We start from the raw sequence: 22,613 nt of genomic DNA, 5'->3' as shown, positions 1-22,613 counted from the left end.
GGTGCACCTCTTAGTGATCCGGTAGTTCCGACTGCCCGCTGTACATCAGCGTAAGCGAGGCCAGCAGCCGGAACATGCGATGATTGTTCAATTGATGCGATAGTTCCCAGCTTTGCAGCGCGGCACAAAGAGACTCCTCGGTCCGTCCCCGGTTGAAATGGTAGATCGAGAGTTGGACCAGCAGGCGGGCATACCGGTTGCGGACAAGCTGTTTGTGATACGGATTGTCCTGAAGTTTAAGGTTTTTCTGGAGATCGAGCGGAACCTGCCGCAGCCATTCGTCGACCGAAAAACCGAAGCGGTTGGCCGACTTCAAGATGACGATCACGCCGGCGAATACTTCTTTGGGGTGAAGGTCGAGCAGTCCGATGTACTCGGTCAGCACTTCGGTTTCTCCGCCTAGCAGTCTGCAGCCCAGGCGGTTGACATAGGCAAACGCGGCCAATTTGCCGGCGGCCTGCCGGGATCGGCTGTCCGTGCCGGCCAGCCAGCCGAGGGCTTCGTAATCCTGTGAACACGCGGCGGCGGCCTCGAAATCTTTTTTCTCGCAGAGCGCGATCTGTTTCATGATATAACCGTAGCCGTAAAACACGATCGGCGGCCGGCTCAGCGGTTCTTCGGGCCGGAACGGCGAGTGGGGGAGATGCCCGGGAGTGCCGAATAGGCGCAGACAAAGCGAGATTAATTCGTCCGCGGATTTTTCCAATTCCTCCGCGTCTATCCGGCTGCAGTAAAGGCTGCCCATAACCGTCAAAGCCTCCAATTTAAGCTCATCCGGCAGGTTGTCGCGGTAAGGCGTGAAAGCGTTAAGTTCTTTCGAATTGTTCTCTTCGTCCTCGCCGAGCCTGAGCAGGAAGAGACGGTAATGGCAGATCGCTTTTTCGATCGAGTGACGGTCTTCGTGGTGAATAAGCAGATACTCATACAGACGTTCGACGAGCGGTTTTGGTTCGGAATTTTTGCTGCATTCTTCGGCGATACCGAACAGCAGCGGAAGATAACGGGCTTCGCCCTTCAATCGGTGAAGGACTTTCTCCAGGCATTCCGAGTGTCCGAGCTCGATACAGCGTTTCAGGAACGGTTCGATCCGGCTTCGGCCCGGCCGTCCGCTTAGGAAGCATTCGTCGACATAAAGGTCGAAATAGGTATCTTCCTTAAGTCCCAAAGCTTCGGTGATTTTCGTTAGATGCTGAAAAGGCATAGGATTGCGCCGGGAGGAGCCGCCGACAAAAATCAGGCTGAGCGATCCCCGAAGGATCCCCGTTTTTTCCGACAGGACGGAAAAGTTGTATCCCCGCTGCCGCATATCCTGTTTGATCGCCGAGCGGAGTGAGTGGGAAGTCTGCATGGATGGCACCTCGGTCAGAAATATGAAAAAGCCAACCCGGCGTATGGCATGCGGAAAGTTTGTGCACCGGCAAAGAGGAAAAGCGCGGAAAAGGCTAATTCAACCATTATAAGCTCCGATAGTGAAACGTTTATATGGTGTGTTTAATATCTGGATTAATGAAAATAGATTGGGGCTATTCAATCAAGTTATTAAAAATCACAATAAAAAATGCCACTATGCGCTTAGAGGCGCATAGTGGCATTCCGGGTGAATCAGCTTCCCATGCCATGACCCATTGTGCTGAACGCAGGGGTTTGATCGGCAGATACCGTAGATACTGGAGAAGTGACAAGCAAGAAAGTAGCGGACAAGATTAGAACCATACTTGCGATTGATTTACGCATTACGATACATCTCCTTCATAAGCGCCTCATATTTTTGTTTCTGCGCTGTTGTTGAGAAATTCCTAAACTCTTCGAAGAAAGGAATACACTTCATGAAAATGTTCTTATTACGTATTTTAATAGAAACTTGAAGAGATTGTAAAGAGTAATCAATCGCTGTCACATAATTTTCTTTTCGAATGTAGTATTCGGCAAGGTGATAGAAAATATTTGACATGGTATGGGTAATCGTAGCTTGATCGTAATAGCTCTCTTTAACTTGGAATACTTGATCTGTATCGATCAGATAAGTGGAAAATTTAAGAATGATAGAGTCGATGAAAAACCCGTATTGATTCGAGGATTTTATGATTGTCAATAAACCGGAAAGAACTTCTTGAGGATTTTTCTCCAGAAACTCGGAATATTCATTCAAGTATTCTGTGTTGCCCATTAAAATTTCAAGATTCAATCGATTGGCTTTGGCAAAAAGTTTGAACTTTTCGACTTCTTTTTCTGCTTGGTCGTCCAAGATTTCAAACCAGCTTAAATCCGCATATTTTTCAATATACAATTTGGCTTGTTCGTATTCGCCTTGAGCTTCAAACATAATTCCTTTGGCCAAGTATCCCTGACCGTAATATTTGACAAGAGGCCGTTCCGTAAGCAAAGGTTCATACTTCTTGTATTTGATTCTCTTCATATTTTCGTTTTCGTATACGTTTGCAGAGAATGCGATCAATTCATCTGCATAATGCCCGGCAATCTTCCATCGTTCGAGGGAGTAATAGACTGTAGTTAACTGCAGCAGCCCATCCAAACGGTGATGATCGGGAAGCTTTCCGCAGAATGGTTCGAATCGCAGTGCCGCCCTAAGATTCTGCTCATTGTCTGCACCGATCATGGCTCGGAAAATCCGATAATGGCTGACCGCCAACCGCTCCGAATGATGGTATTTCTCGTTCTCCACCACGCACTCATAAAAAATAAGCGACTCCTGGACTTTTCCCGCCGTGAAAAGCGTCTCCGCAATGTCGAAGATCATCGAGACATGCTTGAGGTCTTCGAGCAGGCGAGACAGCACTTCGCGAATACAATCCTTGCGGCCGAGTTCGGCACAGCGGATCAGGAACGGTTCGACGCGGCGGCGATTCGGCTTGCCGTCGTAGAAGCATTCTTCAATATACAGGTCGAACATCCAGCCTTCCGGTTTGCCGAATGCCCGGGTGATCGTTTCCATCTGGTTCAATGAGATCGGTTTCGGCGGGCTTCCGTTAAGAATGGCGCTGAAAATCCCGCGGTTAATGCCGGATAATTCGCCGAAACTGGAAAAATTCATCCCAAGTTCCGCAATCCCGTTTTCAATTTCCGAACGGAGAGTCATTGTCGTTTCCATCTCTGCACCTCGCTCACGCTGCTAAAGTCCGTTTGGCATTCAGCTTCTCATATAATTCTTTTAATACTAGTAATTTACAATATACAGGACGGAAGGAATACAGGTCAATCGCTTTTCTCGCAGGGAAATACCGAATGGCATAGCGGCGGAAAAAACTCTGTCCTCCGGGCCTTCGGAAGACGGAAATGGGTTTGCCATACGCGGTGAAATGAAGCTTTGAGTTATATATCGGAAGGAAGCAGGCGTACGTGATAGTAATTTTGGTCTATAACGAATATAAGTATTTTTGACGCAAAAGAAAAGAATAGGAATTGTGGGACCGGATTGCGGGTCTTTCCGCGGCGCGCGGTTGCAATTTTGCGTCCGGGAAGCGAAAATAGGTGGAAAGCGGCACAGCCGCACGGAACAGCCTTCTACACGAATAAGGAAGGGGCAAATCGGCCGATGAAAAGACTTGAAGGAAAGCGCGTGGCGATCACCGGTCCGCGCAAATCCGAAGAATTGAGCAAAATCGTGCAGAATATGGGCGGAATCGCGCTGGTTCGTCCGGCGCAGGGAACGGTCTTTCTGGACGAACCGGAACTGGGCGGCGGGATCTCGGAATGGATTCGCCTCAAGCCCGAATGGTCGATCCTGACGACCGGCATGGGACTTGAAGCGCTGATCAACACCGCGCAGGAAATGGAATTGTCGGAGGCTTTTATGGAAGCGATCGCCCGTTCGAACATTGCGGCGCGCGGGTACAAGACGGTAAACGCCCTGAAGAAACGCGGACTCGCCCCGCTTGTGCGCGACGATGACGGCAGTACCGAAGGTCTGATACGCCAGTTGGAAGAACATGATTTTGCAGGCAAGAACGTCATCGTGCAGCTGCACGGCGATCCGGCGCCCCGACTGGTTTCCTGGCTGGAAGGGCGCGGCGCCTCGGTCCGTACGATTCTGCCCTACAAGCATATCGCGCCGCCGGAAGAACAGTTGGAGCAGCTGCTAGGCGATATTCTGGAACGCCGTGTCGATGCCGTAACGTTTACCAGCGGGCCGCAGGTCAGGTTTCTGATTCGGCATGCGGCCGAAGGCGGTAAGGAAGAAGCGCTGCGTGCTTCGTTCGAACACGAAGTGGTGGCGGTTGCGGTCGGCAAAGTCACGGCCCAATCGATTCACGAAGAAGGAATCGCACGCGTCGTGGCTCCAAAAGAAGAACGCATGGGCAGCATGATGGTAGAGCTGGCGAAGTATTATGCGGCTTCCCGAAGCGAAAACGAGCCGGGTATCGAAGACGGAGAGCAAAAAGCCCCTTTGTAACCGGACTCTCGCTTCTGTGAAGGCGGAACCGGGCAAGCGAACGTATCCTATTTGAAAACGGAGGAATCATTGATGAGCGATCTGTTGAAAAAGGCGTTGTCTCTGGGAATCGGCCTGACGGTGGCAAGCAAGGAAAAGGTAGAAAAAGTGGTGGACGATCTGGTGAAAAAAGGCGAGATTGCTCCTTCGGAATCGAAAGCGGTCGTCAGCAAGCTGATCGAGCGGGGAGAAGAAGAACGTTCGGCGATCAAAAACATGGTACAAGAACAAGTGCGCCGCGTATTGAAAGAAATCGACGTTCCGGCGGGAAGCGAAGTGGACAGCCTGGAGCAGCGGATCGCGGTACTGGAGCAGCGCGTGGTCCAGCTTGAGAGCGGCAAGCCTGCGGTAACGGCAGACCCGGCTGCGGAAACGAACAACTACCGGACGCATGCTCCGGGAGAAACGACGGCCGAGTAAATGGCTGTCCATATCCGGCATGCCGGCCGCTACCGGGAAATCGCGGTCGCATTGATCCGGCACGGCTTCGGCTATATGGTCGAAGAAATGGGCCTGACGCGCGTACTGCGCCTCCCGATCAGCTGGATTCGGCGCGAAGCGCCGGAAACGAAAACGCTGGGCGAACGCATCCGGCTGGTTATGGAAGCGCTGGGCCCTACGTTTATCAAGCTGGGGCAGCTCGCAAGTACGCGTGCGGACCTGCTGCCGGCTTCCGTTGTGCAGGAATTGTCGAAGCTGCAGGACGAAGTGCCGCCGTTCGAAGCGGCGGAAGCGCGGAGGATCGTGGAACTGGAACTCGGCGGCCCGATCGAAGATTTCATGAGCGAATTTTCGGAAGAGCCGATCGCGGCCGCTTCCATCGGACAGGTGCACAGCGCCCGCATGGTCGACGGCGGTCAGCGGGTAGCGGTCAAGGTGCAGCGTCCGGGCGTCAAACGTCAGGTGATGCGCGATCTCGAAATTTTGCACGATCTGGTCGGACTGGGCGAGAAACGCTGGGAGTGGGTGAACCGCTATCAGGTAACCCAGCTCGTCGAGGAATTTTCCCGATCGATGGAAGCGGAACTCGATTATACGTCGGAAGCCCGCAACATGGAGCGGATCTCCGCGCAGTTCGAACAGGACAAACACATTCATGTGCCTGCGGTGTTCTGGGATTGCACTTCCGAACGCGTGCTGACGATGGCTTTTGTCGAAGGCGTCAAGCCGACGGACCGGGTGTACCTGGAGCACCGCGGCTACGATGTCAAAGAAATTGCGTCGCGGATCGTCAATGCCGTGCTGAACCAGATTTTTATCGCCGGGTTTTTCCATGCGGATCCCCATCCCGGCAATATGCTGATCATGAAAGACGGTTCGATCACGTTTCTGGATTTCGGCATGGTCGGCCGGCTCAGTCCGGATATGCGGGAGTATCTTTCTTCGCTGGTCATTGCGCTGATGCGGCAGGATACGCCGGCAATGGTCCGGGCGATCGAGCGGATGGGCATGATCCACGAAGATACCGACGTCAGCGCGTTGAAGCGCGATCTGGAACGCTTGAGAGAGCGTTATTACGACGTCGCTTTTTCCGATGTCAATCTGGGCCAGGTCATCAACGACTTTTTCTCGACCGCGCGCCAGCACGGGATCGGGATTCCGCCGGACCTGCTGATGCTGGGCAAAGCGCTGGTGACGACGGAAGGCATGGTGGAGCAGCTTGACCCTACGCTGAGCATCGTGACGTTGGCGGAGCCGTTCGGCCGCAAGCTGGCCAGAGAAAAATTCGGACCCGAACGGCTGCGCCGCAAAACGATAAACGGAGCGCTCGGTTTGGCCGATTCGCTTGCGGGGCTGCCGGACCGGCTGCGTCACCTGACCTCTTTTATCAGCGGCGGGCGCGTCAAAGTCGAGCTCGAAATGCCGGAACTGCGCAAAGCGTCGAGAGGGGTGGACCGGCTGGTCAACCGCCTCGCGTTCAGTATCGTGCTGCTGGCTTTCAGTATCGTGATGGCGGGGCTTGTGGTCGGAGCCTCGCTGTCCCAGAAAGAAACCGTGATCTGGAACTATCCGATTATCGAAATGGGTCTGGGCGTCGCGGTTCTGATGGTTCTGCTGCTGCTCTTCTCGATTTTCAAATCAGGGCGATTCTAGCGAAAAAACATAGGTATAACCTGCGAATTTGCTGAAAATGCGGGATTAAACGGGTCAGAAGGCGGAAATGTTCGAAAATCGCCTTCTGGCTTCATTTTTTGCCGCCCTGCTTCTGTAGCCGTAGCTGTTCGAATTGGGTATAATGAGGGTCTTGACTACAACGGACCCGGGTTTTTCTGAAAGGGGAAAACGCACATTTTATACCGCGGGTTTGTTCCAAACGCGAACAAGGCAAGTTTCGGTGAAACCTGTTAAGCCGCGCGTTTGCTGCAAACGCGAATCGGGCAAGTTTCGATGAAACCTGCTAAATCGCGCGTTTGCTGCAAACGCGAATCGGACAAGTTTCGATGAAACCTGCTAAATCGCGCGTTTGTTCCAAACGCGAATAGAATAGAGGTTGGTTATGGAGCTAAGACAGCAGTGGTTAGGAAATGTGCGCGGCGATATTCTCTCCGGAATCACGGTGGCGCTCGCACTCATTCCGGAAGCGATCGGATTCTCGATCGTGGCGGGTGTCGATCCGATCGTGGGTCTGCACGCGTCGATCGTCATTGCGATCGTGATCGCTTTCGTCGGCGGCCGCGCGGGCATGATCTCGGCGGCAACCGGCGCGATGGCCGTACTGATGGGCGGATTATACCGCGAGTACGGGATGGAGTATTTGCTCGCTGCGGGCATATTGGCCGGTATTATTCAGGTTCTGCTCGGAGCTTTCGGTATCGGACGGTTTATCACGTTTATCCCGAAGCCCGTCATGACGGGTTTCGTCAATGCGCTGGCGATCATTATCTTTATGGCGCAGATTCCGCAGTTTGTCGGAGCGGGACCGGCGATGTATATCGTGGTCGCGGGAACGCTGGCCATTATCTATATCCTGCCCCGATTTACCAAAGCCGTTCCGGCGCCTCTTGTCGCGATTATCGTCATGTCGCTGATTGCCGTATGGCTGAAACTGGACGTCAAGACGGTCGGGGAAATGGGCGAACTAGGCAATACCCCGCCGCTTTTCCATATCCCGCAGATCGATTTGTCCTGGGAGATGTTCAGCGTCATCCTGCCGGTGTCGATTTCCCTGGCATTGGTCGGCCTGCTGGAATCGCTGCTGACGGCGACGATCGTGGACGATATGACGGACAGCAAGAGCAGCAAGAACGTCGAAGCGCGCGGTCAGGGGATCGCCAATATCGTCAACGGATTTTTCGGCGGTATGGCGGGGTGCGCGATGATCGGACAGTCGGTCATCAATATCAAGTCGGGCGGCCGCGGGCGGCTGTCGACGTTTACGGCCGGCGCATTCCTGCTGGTATTGTTGGTCCTGCTCGGAAATGTGGTCAGTCAGATTCCGCTTGCGGCGCTGGTCGGTGTCATGATCATGGTGTCGATCGGGACGTTCGACTGGAGCTCGCTTTACCGGGCGAACAAGATTCCGATTGCCGATACGATCGTGATGCTCATCGTGGTCGGGATCGTCGTGGTCACGGATAATCTGTCGATCGGCGTAGGCGTGGGCGTCGTGCTGTGCACGCTGCATTTCGGCTGGAAGATCGCGAAGCTGAAAGTGACGGCAGGCACGGAAGACGGGGTAAAAGTATACGAAGTGCGCGGCCAAATGTTTTTCGGAACGGCGTCGCATTTTGTGGATCATTTTACGCCGGCAGGCGATCCGGACAAGGTGGTTATCGACTTTTCGCATTCGCAGGTATGGGATCACTCGGCCGCTTCGGCGGTATCCCGGGTCAAATTCGAGTATTACAAGTTGGGCAAGCAGGCAGAGATCCGCGGACTGAACGACGAGAGCCGCAAAGCAGTTGAAAAAACGGGACTTTCCGCGCCTTCGGGCCATTGATTTCGGAAAAGGGGTATCCGCTTGGACGGATGCCCCTTCTTTTGGAATTCGCACAAGCGAATGCCAGCATCGCGGAAGAAGTCCCCACACGGAGGAATGAACAGAATGAAGACATTTAAAGATTTGGGGATCGCTCCCGAGGTGCTGGACCGTTTGCAGGCACAGGGCATTACCGTACCGACTCCGGTACAGCAGGCATCGCTTCCATTGGCACTGGCCGGACGCGACCTGATGGTTCAGGCGCAGACGGGCACAGGCAAGACGCTGGCCTTTATCCTGCCGATTCTGGACAAGATCGCGGCCGGACGGGAATGGAACGACGGCGGACGCTCGGAAGGCATGGGCCTTCCGCCCGCTCTGGTCGTGGCGCCGACGCGCGAACTGGCTCTGCAGATTACGGTCGAAGCCCGCAAGATGGCCGGGCCGGAAATGCGGATTCTGTCCGTTTACGGCGGTCAGGACGTCGAAGCGCAGCTGCACAAGCTCAAAAGCGGCTGCGACCTCGTCATCGGTACGCCGGGACGTCTGCTGGACCATATTCGCCGCGAGACGCTGAAGCTGGGTAAAGTCAAGACGCTGGTGCTGGACGAAGCGGATCAAATGCTGCATATGGGCTTCCTGAAAGAAGTCCAGGCGATCATCGAAGCGACGCCTCCGTCCCGCCAGACGATGCTGTTCTCGGCGACACTGCCGGACACGGTCCGCCATCTGGCCGGCGCGTATACCAAAGACGCCGAGCAGATCAGCATTACGCCAACCGAGAAGATTCCGGCGCGCAATATTCGCCAGATCGCGCTTGAATGTACGGATCGCAACAAGTACGATGCGCTCAAATTCCTGATCAACCGCGACAATCCTTATTTGGCGGTTGTGTTCTGCCGCACGAAGCGCCGCGCTTCCAAGCTGAACGAAGAGCTGCAGATGGAAGGGTACAATTCCGCGGAACTGCACGGCGACTTGTCGCAAAACAAACGCGAACAGGTCATGCGCGCGTTCCGTGACGCGCGTCTGCAGATCCTGATCGCGACGGATGTCGCGGCACGCGGTCTCGATGTCGAAGGCGTCTCGCACGTCTTCAACTTCGATATCCCGCAGGATACGGACAGCTATATCCACCGGATCGGCCGTACCGGCCGCGCCGGGGACAAAGGCTTGGCTTATACGTTCGTTACGCAGCGCGAGCAGAGTACGCTTGATCTGATCGAAGACGCGACGAAGCAGCGTCCGGAACGCGTCGCCTTCCAGAACGGCGGCATTATCCGGGTTGCCGACGCGACGCGCCGTCCAAGCGAAGGACGGGAAGAACGTGCGGGCCGCGAAGGTTCCGTCAAGGGCGGTGCGCGGCGCGGCTCCGGCGGAGGGCGCAGCAATCAGGAAGGCGGCCGCGGACGCCGCGGCGAAGGCGGCGAAGGTTCGCGGAGCGGCACGCGCCGCGTAGCCGGCGGCGAAGACCGTGCCGGACGCGACGGCGCGGGCGCCAATCGCCGGGGCGGCAGTTCGCGCGGCGACAGCGCGGGCCGTGGCGGAGCCGCGCGCAGCGAGAGCGGCTCCGCAGGAGCCGGACGCACGGGCCGCGGCAGCGAGCCGAGCCGAAGCGGCGGGTACTCGCGCGGCGGCGACTCGGAGCGCAGCAGCGGATCCGCACGCGGAGGCCAGGGGCAGGGGCAGGGCCGCGGCGGCAAGAGCGGATCCGGCCGCGGTTCCGATTCCGGCAGCCGCGGCAGTCGGCGCCGCTAAGCGACCGGCCATGCAGGGATAAGGTAGGGCAAAAGGGCCTCAGGAATTTTCCTGAGGCCCTTTTTTTAAATTTCCGTACATCTTGTTCATCAGTTCCCGGAACTGCTCTCGTTCTTCGGGCGAGAAATTGCCAAACGTCAGGCCGTCGATCTCTTCGACGGCCTGACGGACGCGGCGGGAAATTTCATGGCCTTCCCGGGTGAGCCGAACCCGCCATACCCGCTGATCGGAAGGGTCCGAGAACCGTTCGATAAAACCTCCCTGTTCCAAACGGGTCAGCATGACGGTGAGGGTCGCCGGCTTGATATGCATGCGCTCGGCCAGCTCTTTCTGGTTCAATCCTTCCTGGCTGGACAGGATAAAAAAGACCGGCGCTTGGCCGGGATGGATATCGATCGATTGATGCGCTTCGTGCATACGGCCGTGATGCGCGCGAAGCGTCCGGATAAACAGATGCGTCAATTCGGCAGAATCTTCGGTGGGTTCGTTCGGCACAAATATTCTTCCTTTCGGCTGCAGGGTATCGGAGAGATTGTTCACTGGACCGCTCTCAAAACGTACGTTCAGATATAACAGACCGAAGAAGCCTTCGTCAATACATCCGGCTGTTTCCTTCTCTTGGGGAGGTAAGGGCAGCTTTGTAAAAAGTATGCTTTTATGTGAATTTAGCAAAATTTGTTTTTTACTATCAGCACCTATGATTAAAAAGTAAGCACGAGAAAGAAGGTGACCGCATTGGCTTACTATTCATATCGCAACGAAGAACCGCTGTATACCATGATCGAGCATCTGCGACATGAACTGCTGAAGATCACGGAACATAAAAGTTTTTGTGACCGGGACGTTGTCGAATTGAGCCAGCGGTTGGACGCTTATATTGTACTCGCGCAGCGGCAGAAGTCGCAGCCTCCGACCGTGCGGGCAAGAAAGCTTCAGTAAGCCGCCTGCGGGAAGTCGAACGGTGTCTGCCGTCTTTCCGTTTATAGGACTTTCTCGTCATGAATGACGCCGAAGCCTTACCATTAAGTCTCGTGAAAAACCGTTTTGTCAAAACGTATGGATTCCGGCCCCACCGATCCGTCTTTTGACCAAAGCGGTTTTTTCTGTACGCAAATATGAAAAAAGCAACCCGCCGATGAAAAGCCAGCTGGTGTTTACATTTTTTATTTTTTTATTTTTTTGTTATCTTGATGTACGAACTCTTTGCAGTTACAATGAATTTAAAGTGGTCTTGCTTATAAAACCGGCTCTGTCCGGAGCTCCGACCGTTTGTAATCTTACATTAATGAGCATACAGAATGAACAAAAGATAGAGCTTATTACGTAATTTATCTAGTATTTTATATATTTTCGAACAAAAAGTAGCAATTCATCCGAAATATGTTATACTGCGTATTAAATAAACCTTTTGCTAAACTCTAACTTCACATAGAGAGGAATTCAAAATGAAGGATACCGGAATGATTCGTAGTTTGGACAGTCTCGGAAGAATTGTAATTCCCAGCGAGATTCGGGGAACGCGAAATATTGAGATCGGCGATTCGTTGGAATTTTTCGTAACGGACGACGGCATGCTCGTGATGCGCAAGTATAAGTCCACCGAGTGTGCGTTCTGCCGTACGCTTGACAGCGTGATTTACTACAAGGATCAATTCGTATGCGCTTCGTGCCTGCAGCAGCTGAAGCATGCTCCGGCAGTGCCGGTGCAGCAGTCGCCGGCCATCGAAGAATCCTCTTCCAAAAAGCGGATCCGCGTGTCGGATATGCTGCCGCGTCTGGAGCAGGCTTTGATCGACCACCCGGAAGCCAGCCAGAGCGAGATTGCCCAGATGTTGGGCATCAGCCAGAGTCGGGTCAGCCAGCTCAAGAAGCAGCTAAAGTACAAAGCCTGATTCACGCCGTACTCTCGTTTGAACGTATCCCGGAATGCCGCCGGAGTACGGGAAAGGTCCGAAAGCCAAGGGGGCTTTCGGGCCTTTTTTGTATACTCATCGACCGAAGCCGCGGCAAATTTAACTTGACATTTGATAATGATTATCAGTATCTTAGACAGTAATGAAGAAACCGTGAAGATCCGATGATCTTTATATCCGATATTTAATTCCAACCGACACTGCTGTTGTTATTCGTATAGAAGTTCGTGAATTTGCTTGCCGTCACGGCCCCAGATTTTCCGGAAAGGAATGATTCAAGCGATGTTCCGTTTAAGTACAACGAATCTCGATATTGCCTATGAGGACCGTCTGATCGTCAAAGATCTTAATATTGAAATCCCGCAGGGCAAAATCACTGCGCTCGTCGGAGCTAACGGCTCGGGCAAATCGACCATTCTCAAAACGATGGCCCGTTTGATGCGCCCCAAGAGCGGAAGCGTACTGCTCGACGGCAAATCGATCCACAAGCAATCGACCCGAGACGTGGCCAAACAGCTGGCCATCCTGCCGCAAACCCCGACCGCTCCGGAAGGATTAACCGTGACCGAACTGGTATCTTACGGTCGTTTCCCCCATCAGAAAGGGTTCGGTTCGCTGAAAGCCGAAGACAAAAAAATCGTGGAATGGGCGCTTGACGTTACCGGTATGCGCGAATTCCATGACCGTCCGATCGATCAGCTCTCCGGAGGCCAGCGCCAGCGGGCCTGGATCGCGATGGCTCTGGCTCAGGAAACGGATATTCTGTTCCTGGACGAACCGACCACGTATCTCGACATGGCGCATCAGCTTGAAGTGCTTCAGCTGCTGCACGACCTGAACAAGACGGAAGGACGTACGATTGTCATGGTCGTGCACGATTTGAACCATGCGTCCCGTTTCGCCCAGCATATGATCGCGATCAAGAACGGCGAAGCGCTGGCCGCAGGTACGCCGCTTGAAGTCATGTGTCCGCTTGTTATGCACGAAGTCTTCGGCATCGAAGCCGATATCGTGACCGATCCGCGCACCGGCGTGCCGCTGTGTCTGCCTTATGCGCTTTACGCGCTCTCCGAAGAACGCAAGCGCGGAACCGGCATAACTCCCGCTGCGATTGCTCCGGGCGAAGATACGCTTCGTACCGCTTTGCAGTAATCGCAAACGGCGGCGGGCCGCTGACGAAGACCGAAGCTTCTTTTTCGTTGTATCCACCAACCGCGCTTGGGCAGGCTTTTGCCGGGCGCGGTTTTTGGGTTTTTGGAAAACAGTGACAAAAGGCATGATACAGCGTCTCTAAAGACTTTGTTACCGCACTCATTGTGTCAGAACGGTGAAATCGAGAAGAAACATGTATTTCGGGCTTGCAATGTGAAATATATCACACTATAATAGAGATATCAGGTGAACGAATTCACAATCACTTGAACGGGAACGGACTTTCCGGCCAAGCTTATCCCGCTTTTTTTTAACTCGATATGTACCTATTTTCACAAAAGAAAAGTTGTCTTTATTCGCTTCACTCACATAAAACTATCCTATTGGAGGAATTCACTCATGAAGATCGCAGTTATCGGTTGTACACACGCAGGAACCGCCGCTATCGTCCGTACCGCCAAGCTTTATCCGGATGCCGAAATCACGGTATACGAGCGCAACGACAATATCTCGTTCCTGTCGTGCGGAATCGCGCTGTACGTCGGAGGAGTGGTCAAAGATCCGAACGGACTCTTCTATTCTTCCCCTGAACACCTGATGACGCTGGGCGTTCAAACCCGGATGCGGCACGAAGTGCTGAACGTGGACGCTTCCGGCAAAACGCTGACGGTCCGCAACCTGGAAACGGGCGAAGAGTTCGGCGATACGTTTGACAAGCTGATCGTGACTACCGGATCGTGGCCGATCGTGCCGAAATTCGAAGGCATCGAGCTCGAGAACATTATTCTTTCGAAAAACTTCAACCATTCCAATACCATTATCGAAAAATCGAAAACGGCGAAAAAAGTCGTCGTCATCGGTGCCGGCTACATCGGGGTCGAGCTGGTCGAAGCTTTTGAAATGAACGGCAAAGAAGTGACGCTGATCGATGCCGAGTCGCGTATCCTGAGCAAATACCTGGATGCCGAATTCACGGACCGTATCGAAGAATCGCTGACCGAACAAGGCATTCAACTGGCTCTGGACGAAAAAGTGGTGCGTTTTGAAGGCCAGGCGGGCAGCGTACAAAAAGTCGTCACGACCAAAGGCGAACACGAAGCGGATCTGGTGATTCTGTGCATCGGTTTCCGTCCGAACACGGAACTGCTCAAAGGACAGGTCGACATGCTGCCGAACGGCGCCATCCTGGTCGACAACTATATGGAAACCAGCGTCAAGGACGTCTATGCGGCCGGAGACAGCTGCGCGATCCGTTACAACCCGACCGGCAAAGCCGCCTATATCCCGCTTGCAACCAACGCGGTACGTATGGGTACGCTCGTCGCGCTGAACCTGGTCGAGAAGAAAATCGCTTATATGGGCACCCAGGGTACGAGCGGCATCAAGATTTACGAAGACAATATTGCGGCTACCGGCATGACCGAAGCGGCTGCATTGGAAGCGGGACTTGATGTGGCAACGGCCATGTTCGAAGACAACTATCGTCCGGAGTTCATGCCGGAATACGAGAAAGCGACATTCAAGATCGTATTCGAAAAAGACAGCCGCCGCATCGTCGGAGCGCAGCTGATGTCCAAAGTGGATCTGACCCAGTCGATCAATACGCTGTCGGTCTGCATCCAGAACAAGATGACCGTCGAAGAATTGGCCTTTGTCGACTTCTTCTTCCAACCGCATTACAACAAGCCTTGGAACTACCTGAACTCCCTCGGTTTTGCCGCGATGGAAGCCCAGCCGACTGCCGAGATCGAAGAGAAAGCGGCCCGTTCCGTCAAAGAACAAACCAACGTATAATCGTCAAACTGTGTACAGGAGGGTTGTTTGCGAACGCGCCTTCCGGAATATAGAAGAAAAGCCCGCCTACCCGGCGGGCTTTTTCGCGTTAGGCTGCATCCGGGAGCGAAGACTCAGGCCTTGTCCGCCCATAGCGGAACATCCTGCTCAAAGCCCGAGAAATCGGTCCAGATCCGCTCCGAGCGTTCCAGAGTGTCGGTGATCTCCGGTTCGCCGAACGGAACAGCCCAGAGGATCGCAAACATGCATTCCATGGCGCAGTACAGCGATATTCTCCGCCAAAAATCGGGATCATGCGGTCCGCTCTCCCGGTAGCCGTCGAGCTGACCTTGGGCAAAAGGTAGGCTGATCCGGCTGGTGAACGTTTCCAGTCGGTTAAAGTCCCGGTACGGATCGCCGCCGCCCGAGCGGTTGAAGTCGATAATGTTCAACTGCCCGTCGGGTCCGATAATCATATTGCCGGGATGGTAATCGCCCTGCCGGAAAGACGGCAGAGCTCTATCGAGAATCGGCAGCCGCGCTTCGATCTGCGACAGCAGACGCTGCCTTGCAGGAAGGCGGTATCCGCATTCCTCGTAAGCGGCACGTTTGCGTTCCAGCTCGCGGCGCAGCGTAACGGCGGGAGGTTCGGTACGGACCGGAGCCGGCAGTCCGTGCATACGGCGCAGCCATATCCCCGCCGAGTGTCCATGTCCATAGGCTTCTTCGGCGGGCAGATCCGGCAGAAGATCCTGGGCATCTTCGCCTTCGATCCAGCTTAGCAGCGAATAGACGAACGGAGCGCTGCCGGGATCGTTGGTCTCGGTCGAGTCCGCGCGGCAGATGCCGAAATCGATCGGTCTCGAACTGGGAATGCCCAGAGAAGCAGCCTGACCGACCCGGATATATTCGGCACGTTTGGATTCGGCAAGCGAAGCTTCGGATACCCGCAGCAGCATGGAGGCACCGCCCGTCGCGCCAATCCGGTATTTACGGTCGGCCGACCAGCCTTTGTCGATCAGCTCGGCGCTGATCCAGGTGTCGGAACCGGGAATGGCTTCCATCCAGCGAGGGATCGGGGTTTGCTTGGAAAAGCTGCCGTTCACGGCGGTCGCCACCTTTCGTAGGAGTTTGTCCACCTTCTATTTTAGTATACCGAAGCAGCAGAAAAGAGAGGAAAGAAAATTAAGTGAAAGTTTTCACTTTATTTCGGATTTTATGACGTTTATCACGTACCTGCCCGATCTTCTGGGCTAAAATGGGTTACGACAAGGGAATGTTCAAATTTTAGCTATAAAGGGGACATCAACAATGGCTTACAACAAACCGCCGCAAATCGCGGAAGTCACGGTTGAGAACGGCGTCAAAAAGGCGCATAATCCGCTCTCTTCCGTGCTGATTCTCGGATTCCTGGCCGGGGCGTTTATTGCACTTGGATTTCTGCTCGATATCCGGGTAATCGCGAACACGCCGGAAGAATGGGGCAGCATGGCCAACTTTATCGGGGCAGCCGTATTCCCGGTGGGGCTGGTTCTGGTTCTGCTGGCCGGCGGAGAACTGCTGACCGGCAATATGATGGCCGTGCCGCTTGCCCGTATGGCGCGGCGCATCACGACAGGCGAAATGATGAAGAATCTGGTTCTGATTACGATCGCCAATTTCGCCGGCGCTCTCTTCGTCGCCTATTTCTTCGGACATATCGTAGGCCTTACCGCTTCGGGTCCTTACCTGGACAAGTTGGTCGACATGGCCGGGCATAAGATCGACAGTACCTTCCTGCAGTCGTTTATCTCCGGGATCGGCTGCAACTGGCTGGTGGCTCTGGCCGTGTGGCTCAGCTACGGAGCGGACAATATGAGCGGCAAGATTCTCGGCATCTGGTTCCCGACCATGGCGTTTGTCGCGATCGGCTTCCAGCACGTTGTCGCCAACATGTTCCTGATTCCGGCCGCCATCTTCGAAGGCCATTTCACCTGGGGACAATATTTCGTGAACTTTGTACCGGTATGGCTCGGCAATCTGGCCGGAGGTGCCATCTTTGTCGGCGCCGCCTATTGGGGCACTTATCTGCGCAAACCCGCCGAAGCCAAGGCAGAGGCGGCCAAATTACCCGGTTACACGGCTCCCGAGCTGCAGAAGCACGCTTGAGAACGAACCGAACAAAAGCCGAACCGATCCAAAAAAGAACCCGCTCCTTGCCGTTTTAACGGCTTGGTCGGGTCTTTTGGCAGGTTGGAAAGCAGGGGGAGCACCCCATTATTGTTCGAGTCGTTCTTTTGCGGTTGTGTCCAAAAGAACCGGCCCGATCAGGTGCGTTCTTCGGTCAGCACCTGAGGATTCTCCGGTGCCCGGTAAGCTTCCATACGGTCCAGCAGGTCGGCGGGGCCTTCGGCCGTCAGCATCATCGCCCGATGATGAGGCATGACGAACCCTTCGCCGGTCATCCGGTCGAACAAAGCGATCAGCGGGTCGTAATAGCCGGCCGAATTCAGCACGCCGGTCGGCTTCGTATGCAGGCCGAGCTGTGCCCAGGTGAAAATCTCGAAGTATTCTTCCATCGTACCGGAGCCGCCGGGCAGCGTAATGAAGCCTTCGGCCAGCTCCGCCATCTTGGCTTTGCGTTCGTGCATGGATTTGACCATGATCAGCTCGGTCAGGCCCGTGTGGGCAATCTCCCGGCCCTGCATGAAGTCCGGAAGCACGCCTACAGCCTGGCCGCCGTTTTCCAACACCGCGTTGGCGACTGCGCCCATCAGACCCATGCGCGAACCGCCATAGACCAATTTGATTTCTCTGCGAGCCATCTCGCGGCCCAAAGCTCTGGCACTGTCCATATACGCGGGAGAAGCGCCTTCTCTCGAGCCGCAGAATACCGCTATGCTGTTTGGCATGATGCAAGTCTCCTTTTTGTTGAAAGTCTATGAGGTCGCGAAAAAGACGTATGCTCTCAATATAGCATGGCGGTAAAAAAGCGCACAGTCCGAACGTCGGGTAAAGGGATTGTAAAAATGCGTTGAAAAGACTAAAAATCCCGAGGCCTCCGCCTCTCGAGGTTCTTTTTATCAATACTGCCACGTATATACGGTTCTGCCTTCTTGGTCGAGTCCTTCGATGTATTGAAGATTCCGATCGCTTTCGCCATTTTCGCCCCGTTCGTCGTTAATCAGATAGGTAAGCTGATCGTCTTCGATCGGGATGACTTCGCTGGCGTTATCGAAATGCAGGACGATCTGTTTGATCCGTTCGTCGTTGACGGTGCCTTCGAAATAAGAGAAGCTGTATCCTTCGGTGCTTCCTATGCTCGAGGAACCGTTGCCCGGAACAAACGGAAGCATTTTGCCTTCTTGATCCAGATTGGGGGAGAAGCTCAGGTTTTTGTAAATGTACGTATTGCCTTTGTGCTTGGCAATTATCGTTCCGGTATAAGACGCACCTTTGTACCGATAAGGAAACGACGCCATCACCCAGTCGTTTTGTGTAATCTCGGAATCGATACGCACGCCGCTCACTTTATGCTTATATTCGTAGGCGGCCGCCTGCTCCACGAGTTCTTCAAGCGATTTGCCGGAAATCGTTTTGAGCTCGACCATCCATCCGTTATTGCTTTTAGCCAGATCCACTTCTTCCGGATCACCCGTCGACTGCGCTTCCGGCACGTTCTCCCACGCTTTCCGGAGCTGCGTCTCGCCGCCTTTTTTCCATACAACCCCTTTGAATCCCGAGGAGTAGCCAACGTACGGCTTCTGCTGATCGGGATAGCGTTTGACTTGAATGACGCGGTCTTCGATCACATTATTGGCCCATTCGTTCGGCGAGCAGGCGGTGAGTGCCAGCATGCAGGCCGCTGCGGGGATCCATAGCTTTTTTCTTGGCAAAGTCCTCTCCTCCTCGGTCTAACGTTCAAATAGAATCGCGGTTATGTAGTAGACGTTTGAATGCGCAAGGAAGTTGGATACAAAAAAGCCGGACAAAACAAATTAGCCTTCACAAGTCCGGGGGAAGGATCTTGTGAAGGCTAATTTCGGGAGTGGTCCATGATATGGCAGCAGGAACAGCTTATGAAGGGGACATCATTTACTGCCTATTTGCCAATGCTTTTTAATACCCCGGAGCCCTCCGGATTGAAACAGTCCTCTCTAGGATTCGGGAAAATATTTCGCGAAGAAATTATGCTACAATAAAGGCCGGAAAGATATTACGAGTCGACAAGGGAAAGGAGCCGTCCGTCATGAACATGACCGAACGGCCGAGCGGCGTATTTCCGGCAGTCTGCCCTCTCGACTGCCCGGATACGTGCGGCCTGCTGCTGCATAAGGAAAACGGCAAAATAGTCAAAGTCACAGGCAATCCCGATCATCCCGAGACCAAGGGAGCGATCTGCAATAAAGTCAGAAATATGGCGGAGCGGGTGAACCATCCGCAGCGCTTGTTGTATCCGCTGAGACGGTCGGGCCCGAAAGGTTCCGGGGAATTCGTCCGCATCTCCTGGCCGGAAGCGATTGCGGAAATCGCGGACCGCTTGAAGCGTCTGTCGGAGGAACATGGGAGCGAGAGCATTCTGCCTTACAGCTTCTACGGCAATATGGGCGTGCTCAACGCCGAAGGCATGGACCGCAGATTCTTCGGCCGTCTGGGGGCTTCCAAACTCGACTACACGATCTGCAACTCGGCGGGCAACGCCGGTTGGAAATATACGATGGGCTTCGGCGGAGGTTCGAGCCCGCGGGACACGCTGAACGCCAAGCTGTTCATCGTCTGGGGCGGCAATATCGTCAGTACGAGCATGCACCAGGCCGTTCTGATGGAGCAGGCCCGCAAGAACGGCGCGACCGTCGTCGTGATCGACGTGCACAAGAATCTGACCGGACGCCGCGCGGATTGGTTTATTCCGCTGTATCCGGGCACGGATACGGCGCTTGCGCTCGGCTTGATGCACGTGCTGTTCGAACGCGGAATGACGGACGAGGCTTTCCTGCGGGAGCATACGCTCGGACACGAGGAGCTGCGCGAGCATGTGCAGGCGTATACGCCGGAGCGGGTCTCGCGCATCACCGGTGTGCCGGCCGAAGATATCGTCCGCCTCGCCCTGATGTACGGCGAGACTTCTCCGAGCCATATTCATATCGGCAACGGGCTTCAGCATCACGACAACGGCGGCATGGCCGTGCGGACCGTGTCCTGTCTGCCGGCGCTGACCGGCCAGTGGAAGCGGGGCGGCGGGGCGTTCAAGTCCAACGGCGCGTATGCGTCGCTGAACGACGGGGCGCTGCAGCGCCCCGAACTGCGCCCCAACCCGGGCGTACGCACGATCAATATGAACAAACTGGCCGACGCGCTGCTGACCCTGCAGCCCAAGGTGCATGGGCTGTTCGTATTCGGCAGCAATCCGGCCGTCGTGGCGCCGGAATCGGAGCGAGTACGAGAAGGACTGGAGCGGGAAGATCTGTTCACGGTCGTACACGAGCTGTTCCTGACCGATACGGCCAAGTACGCCGATATCGTGCTGCCGGCCACGTCCAGCTTCGAAAATACCGATCTGTATACGTCGTACTGGCATCATTATGTCCAGCTTCAGCAGCCGGTCATCGAACCGGCCGGCGAGAGCAAAAGCAATTTCGAACTGTTCAAGCTGCTCGCCCAAGCGATGGGCTTCGAAGAAGAAGCTTTCCAAGAAAGCGAGGAGACGGTGATCGCCGCCGCACTCGACAATCCGGACAATCCGTATCTGAACGGGGTGACGCTTGCGAGGCTCAAGGAAGAACGGTTCGTCGAACTCGATCTGGCGCCCAAAGCCGATTACCTGAATCGCTTGGCGACGCCTTCGGGGAAGATCGAACTGTATTCGCGGCAGCTCGAAGCGCTGGGTCTGCCGCCGCTGCCGACCTATCTGCCGCTTGAGGAAGGCTTTGACGGCGAGAACCGGGCAGAGCGGCAGGGCCGTTATCCGCTGATGTTTATCAGTCCGCCCAACCATAACTTCCTCAACTCGACGTTCGCGAACGTCGGCAAGCATCAATCGATGGAAAAAGAACCGCTGCTCCAGATCCATCCGCTGGATGCGGAATCCCGAGGGCTAGAAGACGGACATTTCGTCGAAGCCTACAACGATCGCGGCTCTTACCGACTCAAGGCTTCCGTCACCGACCTCATGCTGCCCGGTACGGTGGTCAGCCAGGGATTATGGTGGTCCGGCGGATCGGAAGACGGCCCCCGGGCTTCGAAGCGTCTTGCCAATGCACTGACGTCTTCCCGGATTGCCGACCTTGGCGGCGGCGCGACATTCTTCTCGACGACCGTCGAGATCCGCCCGGCGGACCCGGATTCTGCGGACTCGGCATCCTGACCGGATCCGTACGCTGTCAGACCATCCGATCATCATGCCGGGACATCCGGCATGAACGAAGGACGAAAGAAGGGCAAGAACGCTCATGAACTGGCTTCAGCGATATCCCAAAGAAATTCAGGCGCTGCTGCTGGCGAGTCTTATCAACTCGACCGGCAGCGCGCTGATGTGGCCGCTGACGACGATGTACGTCTTCGGCGAGCTTGGCCGCAGCATGCAGGATGCCGGCCTGGTCATCCTGCTGCAGTCGCTCGGCGGTATCGGCGGACAGCTGGTCGGCGGAGCGATGTATCACCGGATCGGCGTCAAGAAACTGCTGGTCGGCTCGCTGCTGATCAACGCGCTGTCGCTGTTCGCGCTGCCGGTCGTCAGCTCGCACTGGCAGGTATACATGCTGACGATGCTGATCGTCGGCTTCAGCAATGCCATGACACTGCCGGCGATCCAAGCATTCGTCGGTTTCCGCTTCGCATCCCGGCGCGGCGAGATCTTCAATACGATCTACGTCGGCAACAATATCGGCGTAGCGCTCGGGACGGCGATCAGCGGACCGCTGGCGGACCTGTCGTTTCCGCTGACATTCGTGCTGAACGGCGTGACCTGCCTGCTGTTCGCCGGATACTTTTTCGTCTATCTGAATCGGGTAGACCGCTCCGGCGGTCTGCATATCGAAGCGAAGACGTCGAAGAGGGAGCAAAAGGCACTGCCGCTGCTCCTGAACACGCGTGTGTATCTGTATATGGGGATCGGCGCTTTGTTTCTGTGGCTGGGCAACTGTATCTGGAACGGCGGCGTGTCGCCGTCCATCTTGTCCGAAGGCCAACCGGCTTCGCATTACAGCATCTTGTGGACGATGAACGGTGTCTTGATCTTCGCGCTCCAACCGCTTATTTCGTGGATGAAGCGGACGTTCGCCCGCAAGCCGGAGACGCAGATGACGGCGGGCAGTCTGTTCTACCTGGCGGGCTATACGGTGATCCTGCTGTTTCCGCAGTACGGGGCCATGGTTGCGGCGATGTTCCTGGCCACGATCGGGGAGATTTTGTTCCAGCCGGCAATGCCAGCTTTTATCTCCGAACGCACCAGCGTCAACGCGCCGTTCTATCTCGGGATATCGGGCGGGATCGGACAGGCGGGCAGGGTAATCGGGCCTTACATTATGGGGGTTCTGTACGACCGCGGCGGTCTCGAACCGGTCGCCTGGCTGGCCGTGGCGGCCGCCGTCCTGTCCTTCGGATTCTTCGTATTGAATCATAGGCTCCAGGTCTCCGGCAGGGCGATCACTATAGAAAGACAATAGGCCGA

General features: G+C 55.0%; 18 protein-coding genes. 12 read left to right on the top strand and 6 right to left on the bottom strand.

What is annotated here, in order from left to right; genetic code table 11:
• Positions 1 to 10 precede the first annotated feature (10 nt).
• A complete protein-coding gene (locus tag HOP44_RS18490; protein WP_172256105.1) occupies positions 11 to 1,348 on the bottom strand; it encodes a hypothetical protein in 1,338 nt (445 codons plus the stop codon).
• A 378-nt stretch (positions 1,349 to 1,726) separates the two neighbouring features.
• Positions 1,727 to 3,109, bottom strand: a complete 1,383-nt coding sequence (locus HOP44_RS18485) for a DNA-binding protein (RefSeq protein WP_172256103.1) — start codon at positions 3,107 to 3,109, stop codon at positions 1,727 to 1,729.
• A gap of 444 nt (positions 3,110 to 3,553) precedes the next feature.
• On the opposite strand from HOP44_RS18485, the gene HOP44_RS18480 reads away from it, so the two are divergent.
• From HOP44_RS18480 to HOP44_RS18460, 5 genes are all read left to right on the top strand, one after another.
• Entirely contained in the window at positions 3,554 to 4,411 is an 858-nt protein-coding gene (locus HOP44_RS18480) for a uroporphyrinogen-III synthase (protein ID WP_172256101.1), read from the top strand.
• A gap of 72 nt (positions 4,412 to 4,483) precedes the next feature.
• Entirely contained in the window at positions 4,484 to 4,870 is a 387-nt protein-coding gene (locus HOP44_RS18475; protein WP_172256099.1) for a phasin family protein, read from the top strand.
• Positions 4,871 to 6,544: an ABC1 kinase family protein gene (locus HOP44_RS18470; RefSeq protein ID WP_172256097.1), complete on the top strand. Its 1,674-nt coding sequence runs from the start codon at positions 4,871 to 4,873 to the stop codon at positions 6,542 to 6,544.
• A gap of 403 nt (positions 6,545 to 6,947) precedes the next feature.
• Positions 6,948 to 8,390, top strand: coding sequence for a SulP family inorganic anion transporter (locus tag HOP44_RS18465; protein WP_172256095.1), 1,443 nt, complete (start codon positions 6,948 to 6,950; stop codon positions 8,388 to 8,390).
• A 105-nt stretch (positions 8,391 to 8,495) separates the two neighbouring features.
• Positions 8,496 to 10,127, top strand: a complete 1,632-nt coding sequence (locus HOP44_RS18460; protein ID WP_172256093.1) for a DEAD/DEAH box helicase — start codon at positions 8,496 to 8,498, stop codon at positions 10,125 to 10,127.
• Between the two features lie 39 nt (positions 10,128 to 10,166).
• Here the strand turns inward: HOP44_RS18460 and HOP44_RS18455 are convergent, their stop codons facing one another.
• The gene (locus HOP44_RS18455) at positions 10,167 to 10,622 is read right to left on the bottom strand and encodes a MarR family transcriptional regulator (RefSeq protein ID WP_172256091.1); all 456 of its coding nucleotides are present in this window, start codon (positions 10,620 to 10,622) and stop codon (positions 10,167 to 10,169) included.
• A gap of 240 nt (positions 10,623 to 10,862) precedes the next feature.
• On the opposite strand from HOP44_RS18455, the gene HOP44_RS18450 reads away from it, so the two are divergent.
• The 4 genes from HOP44_RS18450 to HOP44_RS18435 all read left to right on the top strand — a co-directional run bounded on the left by HOP44_RS18450 (position 10,863) and on the right by HOP44_RS18435 (position 14,986).
• Complete coding sequence (locus tag HOP44_RS18450; protein WP_246369919.1) at positions 10,863 to 11,066, top strand: aspartyl-phosphate phosphatase Spo0E family protein; 204 nt, start codon at positions 10,863 to 10,865, stop codon at positions 11,064 to 11,066.
• Between the two features lie 506 nt (positions 11,067 to 11,572).
• Entirely contained in the window at positions 11,573 to 12,019 is a 447-nt protein-coding gene (locus HOP44_RS18445) for an AbrB/MazE/SpoVT family DNA-binding domain-containing protein (RefSeq protein WP_172196309.1), read from the top strand.
• Between the two features lie 303 nt (positions 12,020 to 12,322).
• Positions 12,323 to 13,192: an ABC transporter ATP-binding protein gene (locus HOP44_RS18440; RefSeq protein WP_172256089.1), complete on the top strand. Its 870-nt coding sequence runs from the start codon at positions 12,323 to 12,325 to the stop codon at positions 13,190 to 13,192.
• 399 nt (positions 13,193 to 13,591) lie between these two features.
• Positions 13,592 to 14,986, top strand: coding sequence for an FAD-dependent oxidoreductase (locus HOP44_RS18435; protein WP_172256087.1), 1,395 nt, complete (start codon positions 13,592 to 13,594; stop codon positions 14,984 to 14,986).
• Between the two features lie 113 nt (positions 14,987 to 15,099).
• On the opposite strand, the gene HOP44_RS18430 is transcribed toward HOP44_RS18435, so the two are convergent.
• Positions 15,100 to 16,071, bottom strand: a complete 972-nt coding sequence (locus HOP44_RS18430) for a phosphotransferase (RefSeq protein WP_172256085.1) — start codon at positions 16,069 to 16,071, stop codon at positions 15,100 to 15,102.
• 205 nt (positions 16,072 to 16,276) lie between these two features.
• Between HOP44_RS18430 and HOP44_RS18425 the strand changes: the two genes are divergently transcribed.
• On the top strand, positions 16,277 to 17,113 hold the full coding sequence (locus HOP44_RS18425; RefSeq protein ID WP_172256083.1) for a formate/nitrite transporter family protein: 837 nt from the start codon (positions 16,277 to 16,279) through the stop codon (positions 17,111 to 17,113).
• Between the two features lie 158 nt (positions 17,114 to 17,271).
• On the opposite strand, the gene HOP44_RS18420 is transcribed toward HOP44_RS18425, so the two are convergent.
• Together HOP44_RS18420 and HOP44_RS18415 are read right to left on the bottom strand one after the other, a co-directional pair.
• Positions 17,272 to 17,856 carry an LOG family protein gene (locus HOP44_RS18420; RefSeq protein ID WP_172256081.1) on the bottom strand — a complete coding sequence of 195 codons (585 nt, stop codon included), beginning with the start codon at positions 17,854 to 17,856 and terminating at the stop codon, positions 17,272 to 17,274.
• A 171-nt stretch (positions 17,857 to 18,027) separates the two neighbouring features.
• Positions 18,028 to 18,840, bottom strand: coding sequence for a hypothetical protein (locus tag HOP44_RS18415; RefSeq protein ID WP_172256079.1), 813 nt, complete (start codon positions 18,838 to 18,840; stop codon positions 18,028 to 18,030).
• Positions 18,841 to 19,118: 278 nt separating this feature from the next.
• On the opposite strand from HOP44_RS18415, the gene HOP44_RS18410 reads away from it, so the two are divergent.
• Both HOP44_RS18410 and HOP44_RS18405 read left to right on the top strand, forming a co-directional pair.
• A complete protein-coding gene (locus HOP44_RS18410) occupies positions 19,119 to 21,308 on the top strand; it encodes a molybdopterin-dependent oxidoreductase (protein ID WP_172256300.1) in 2,190 nt (729 codons plus the stop codon).
• Positions 21,309 to 21,393: 85 nt separating this feature from the next.
• The gene (locus HOP44_RS18405; protein ID WP_172256077.1) at positions 21,394 to 22,608 is read left to right on the top strand and encodes an MFS transporter; all 1,215 of its coding nucleotides are present in this window, start codon (positions 21,394 to 21,396) and stop codon (positions 22,606 to 22,608) included.
• The last annotated feature ends 5 nt before the right edge of the window (positions 22,609 to 22,613 follow it).

This window comes from Saccharibacillus deserti (assembly GCF_013618475.1).
Classification (GTDB): domain Bacteria; phylum Bacillota; class Bacilli; order Paenibacillales; family Paenibacillaceae; genus Saccharibacillus; species Saccharibacillus deserti.
The sequence above is the reverse complement of the archived record's forward strand: the minus strand, read 5'-3'. Positions and strand labels throughout refer to the sequence as shown.

Bases quoted from the DNA above. Each gene is read 5' to 3' on its own strand.
- HOP44_RS18490 (WP_172256105.1), bottom strand. From the start codon at position 1,348: ATGCAGACTTCCCACTCACTCCGCTCGGCGATCAAACAGGATATGCGG.
- HOP44_RS18485 (WP_172256103.1), bottom strand. From the start codon at position 3,109: ATGGAAACGACAATGACTCTCCGTTCGGAAATTGAAAACGGGATTGCG.
- HOP44_RS18480 (WP_172256101.1), top strand. From the start codon at position 3,554: ATGAAAAGACTTGAAGGAAAGCGCGTGGCGATCACCGGTCCGCGCAAA.
- HOP44_RS18475 (WP_172256099.1), top strand. From the start codon at position 4,484: ATGAGCGATCTGTTGAAAAAGGCGTTGTCTCTGGGAATCGGCCTGACG.
- HOP44_RS18470 (WP_172256097.1), top strand. From the start codon at position 4,871: ATGGCTGTCCATATCCGGCATGCCGGCCGCTACCGGGAAATCGCGGTC.
- HOP44_RS18465 (WP_172256095.1), top strand. From the start codon at position 6,948: ATGGAGCTAAGACAGCAGTGGTTAGGAAATGTGCGCGGCGATATTCTC.
- HOP44_RS18460 (WP_172256093.1), top strand. From the start codon at position 8,496: ATGAAGACATTTAAAGATTTGGGGATCGCTCCCGAGGTGCTGGACCGT.
- HOP44_RS18445 (WP_172196309.1), top strand. From the start codon at position 11,573: ATGAAGGATACCGGAATGATTCGTAGTTTGGACAGTCTCGGAAGAATT.
- HOP44_RS18440 (WP_172256089.1), top strand. From the start codon at position 12,323: ATGTTCCGTTTAAGTACAACGAATCTCGATATTGCCTATGAGGACCGT.
- HOP44_RS18435 (WP_172256087.1), top strand. From the start codon at position 13,592: ATGAAGATCGCAGTTATCGGTTGTACACACGCAGGAACCGCCGCTATC.
- HOP44_RS18425 (WP_172256083.1), top strand. From the start codon at position 16,277: ATGGCTTACAACAAACCGCCGCAAATCGCGGAAGTCACGGTTGAGAAC.
- HOP44_RS18420 (WP_172256081.1), bottom strand. From the start codon at position 17,856: ATGCCAAACAGCATAGCGGTATTCTGCGGCTCGAGAGAAGGCGCTTCT.
- HOP44_RS18405 (WP_172256077.1), top strand. From the start codon at position 21,394: ATGAACTGGCTTCAGCGATATCCCAAAGAAATTCAGGCGCTGCTGCTG.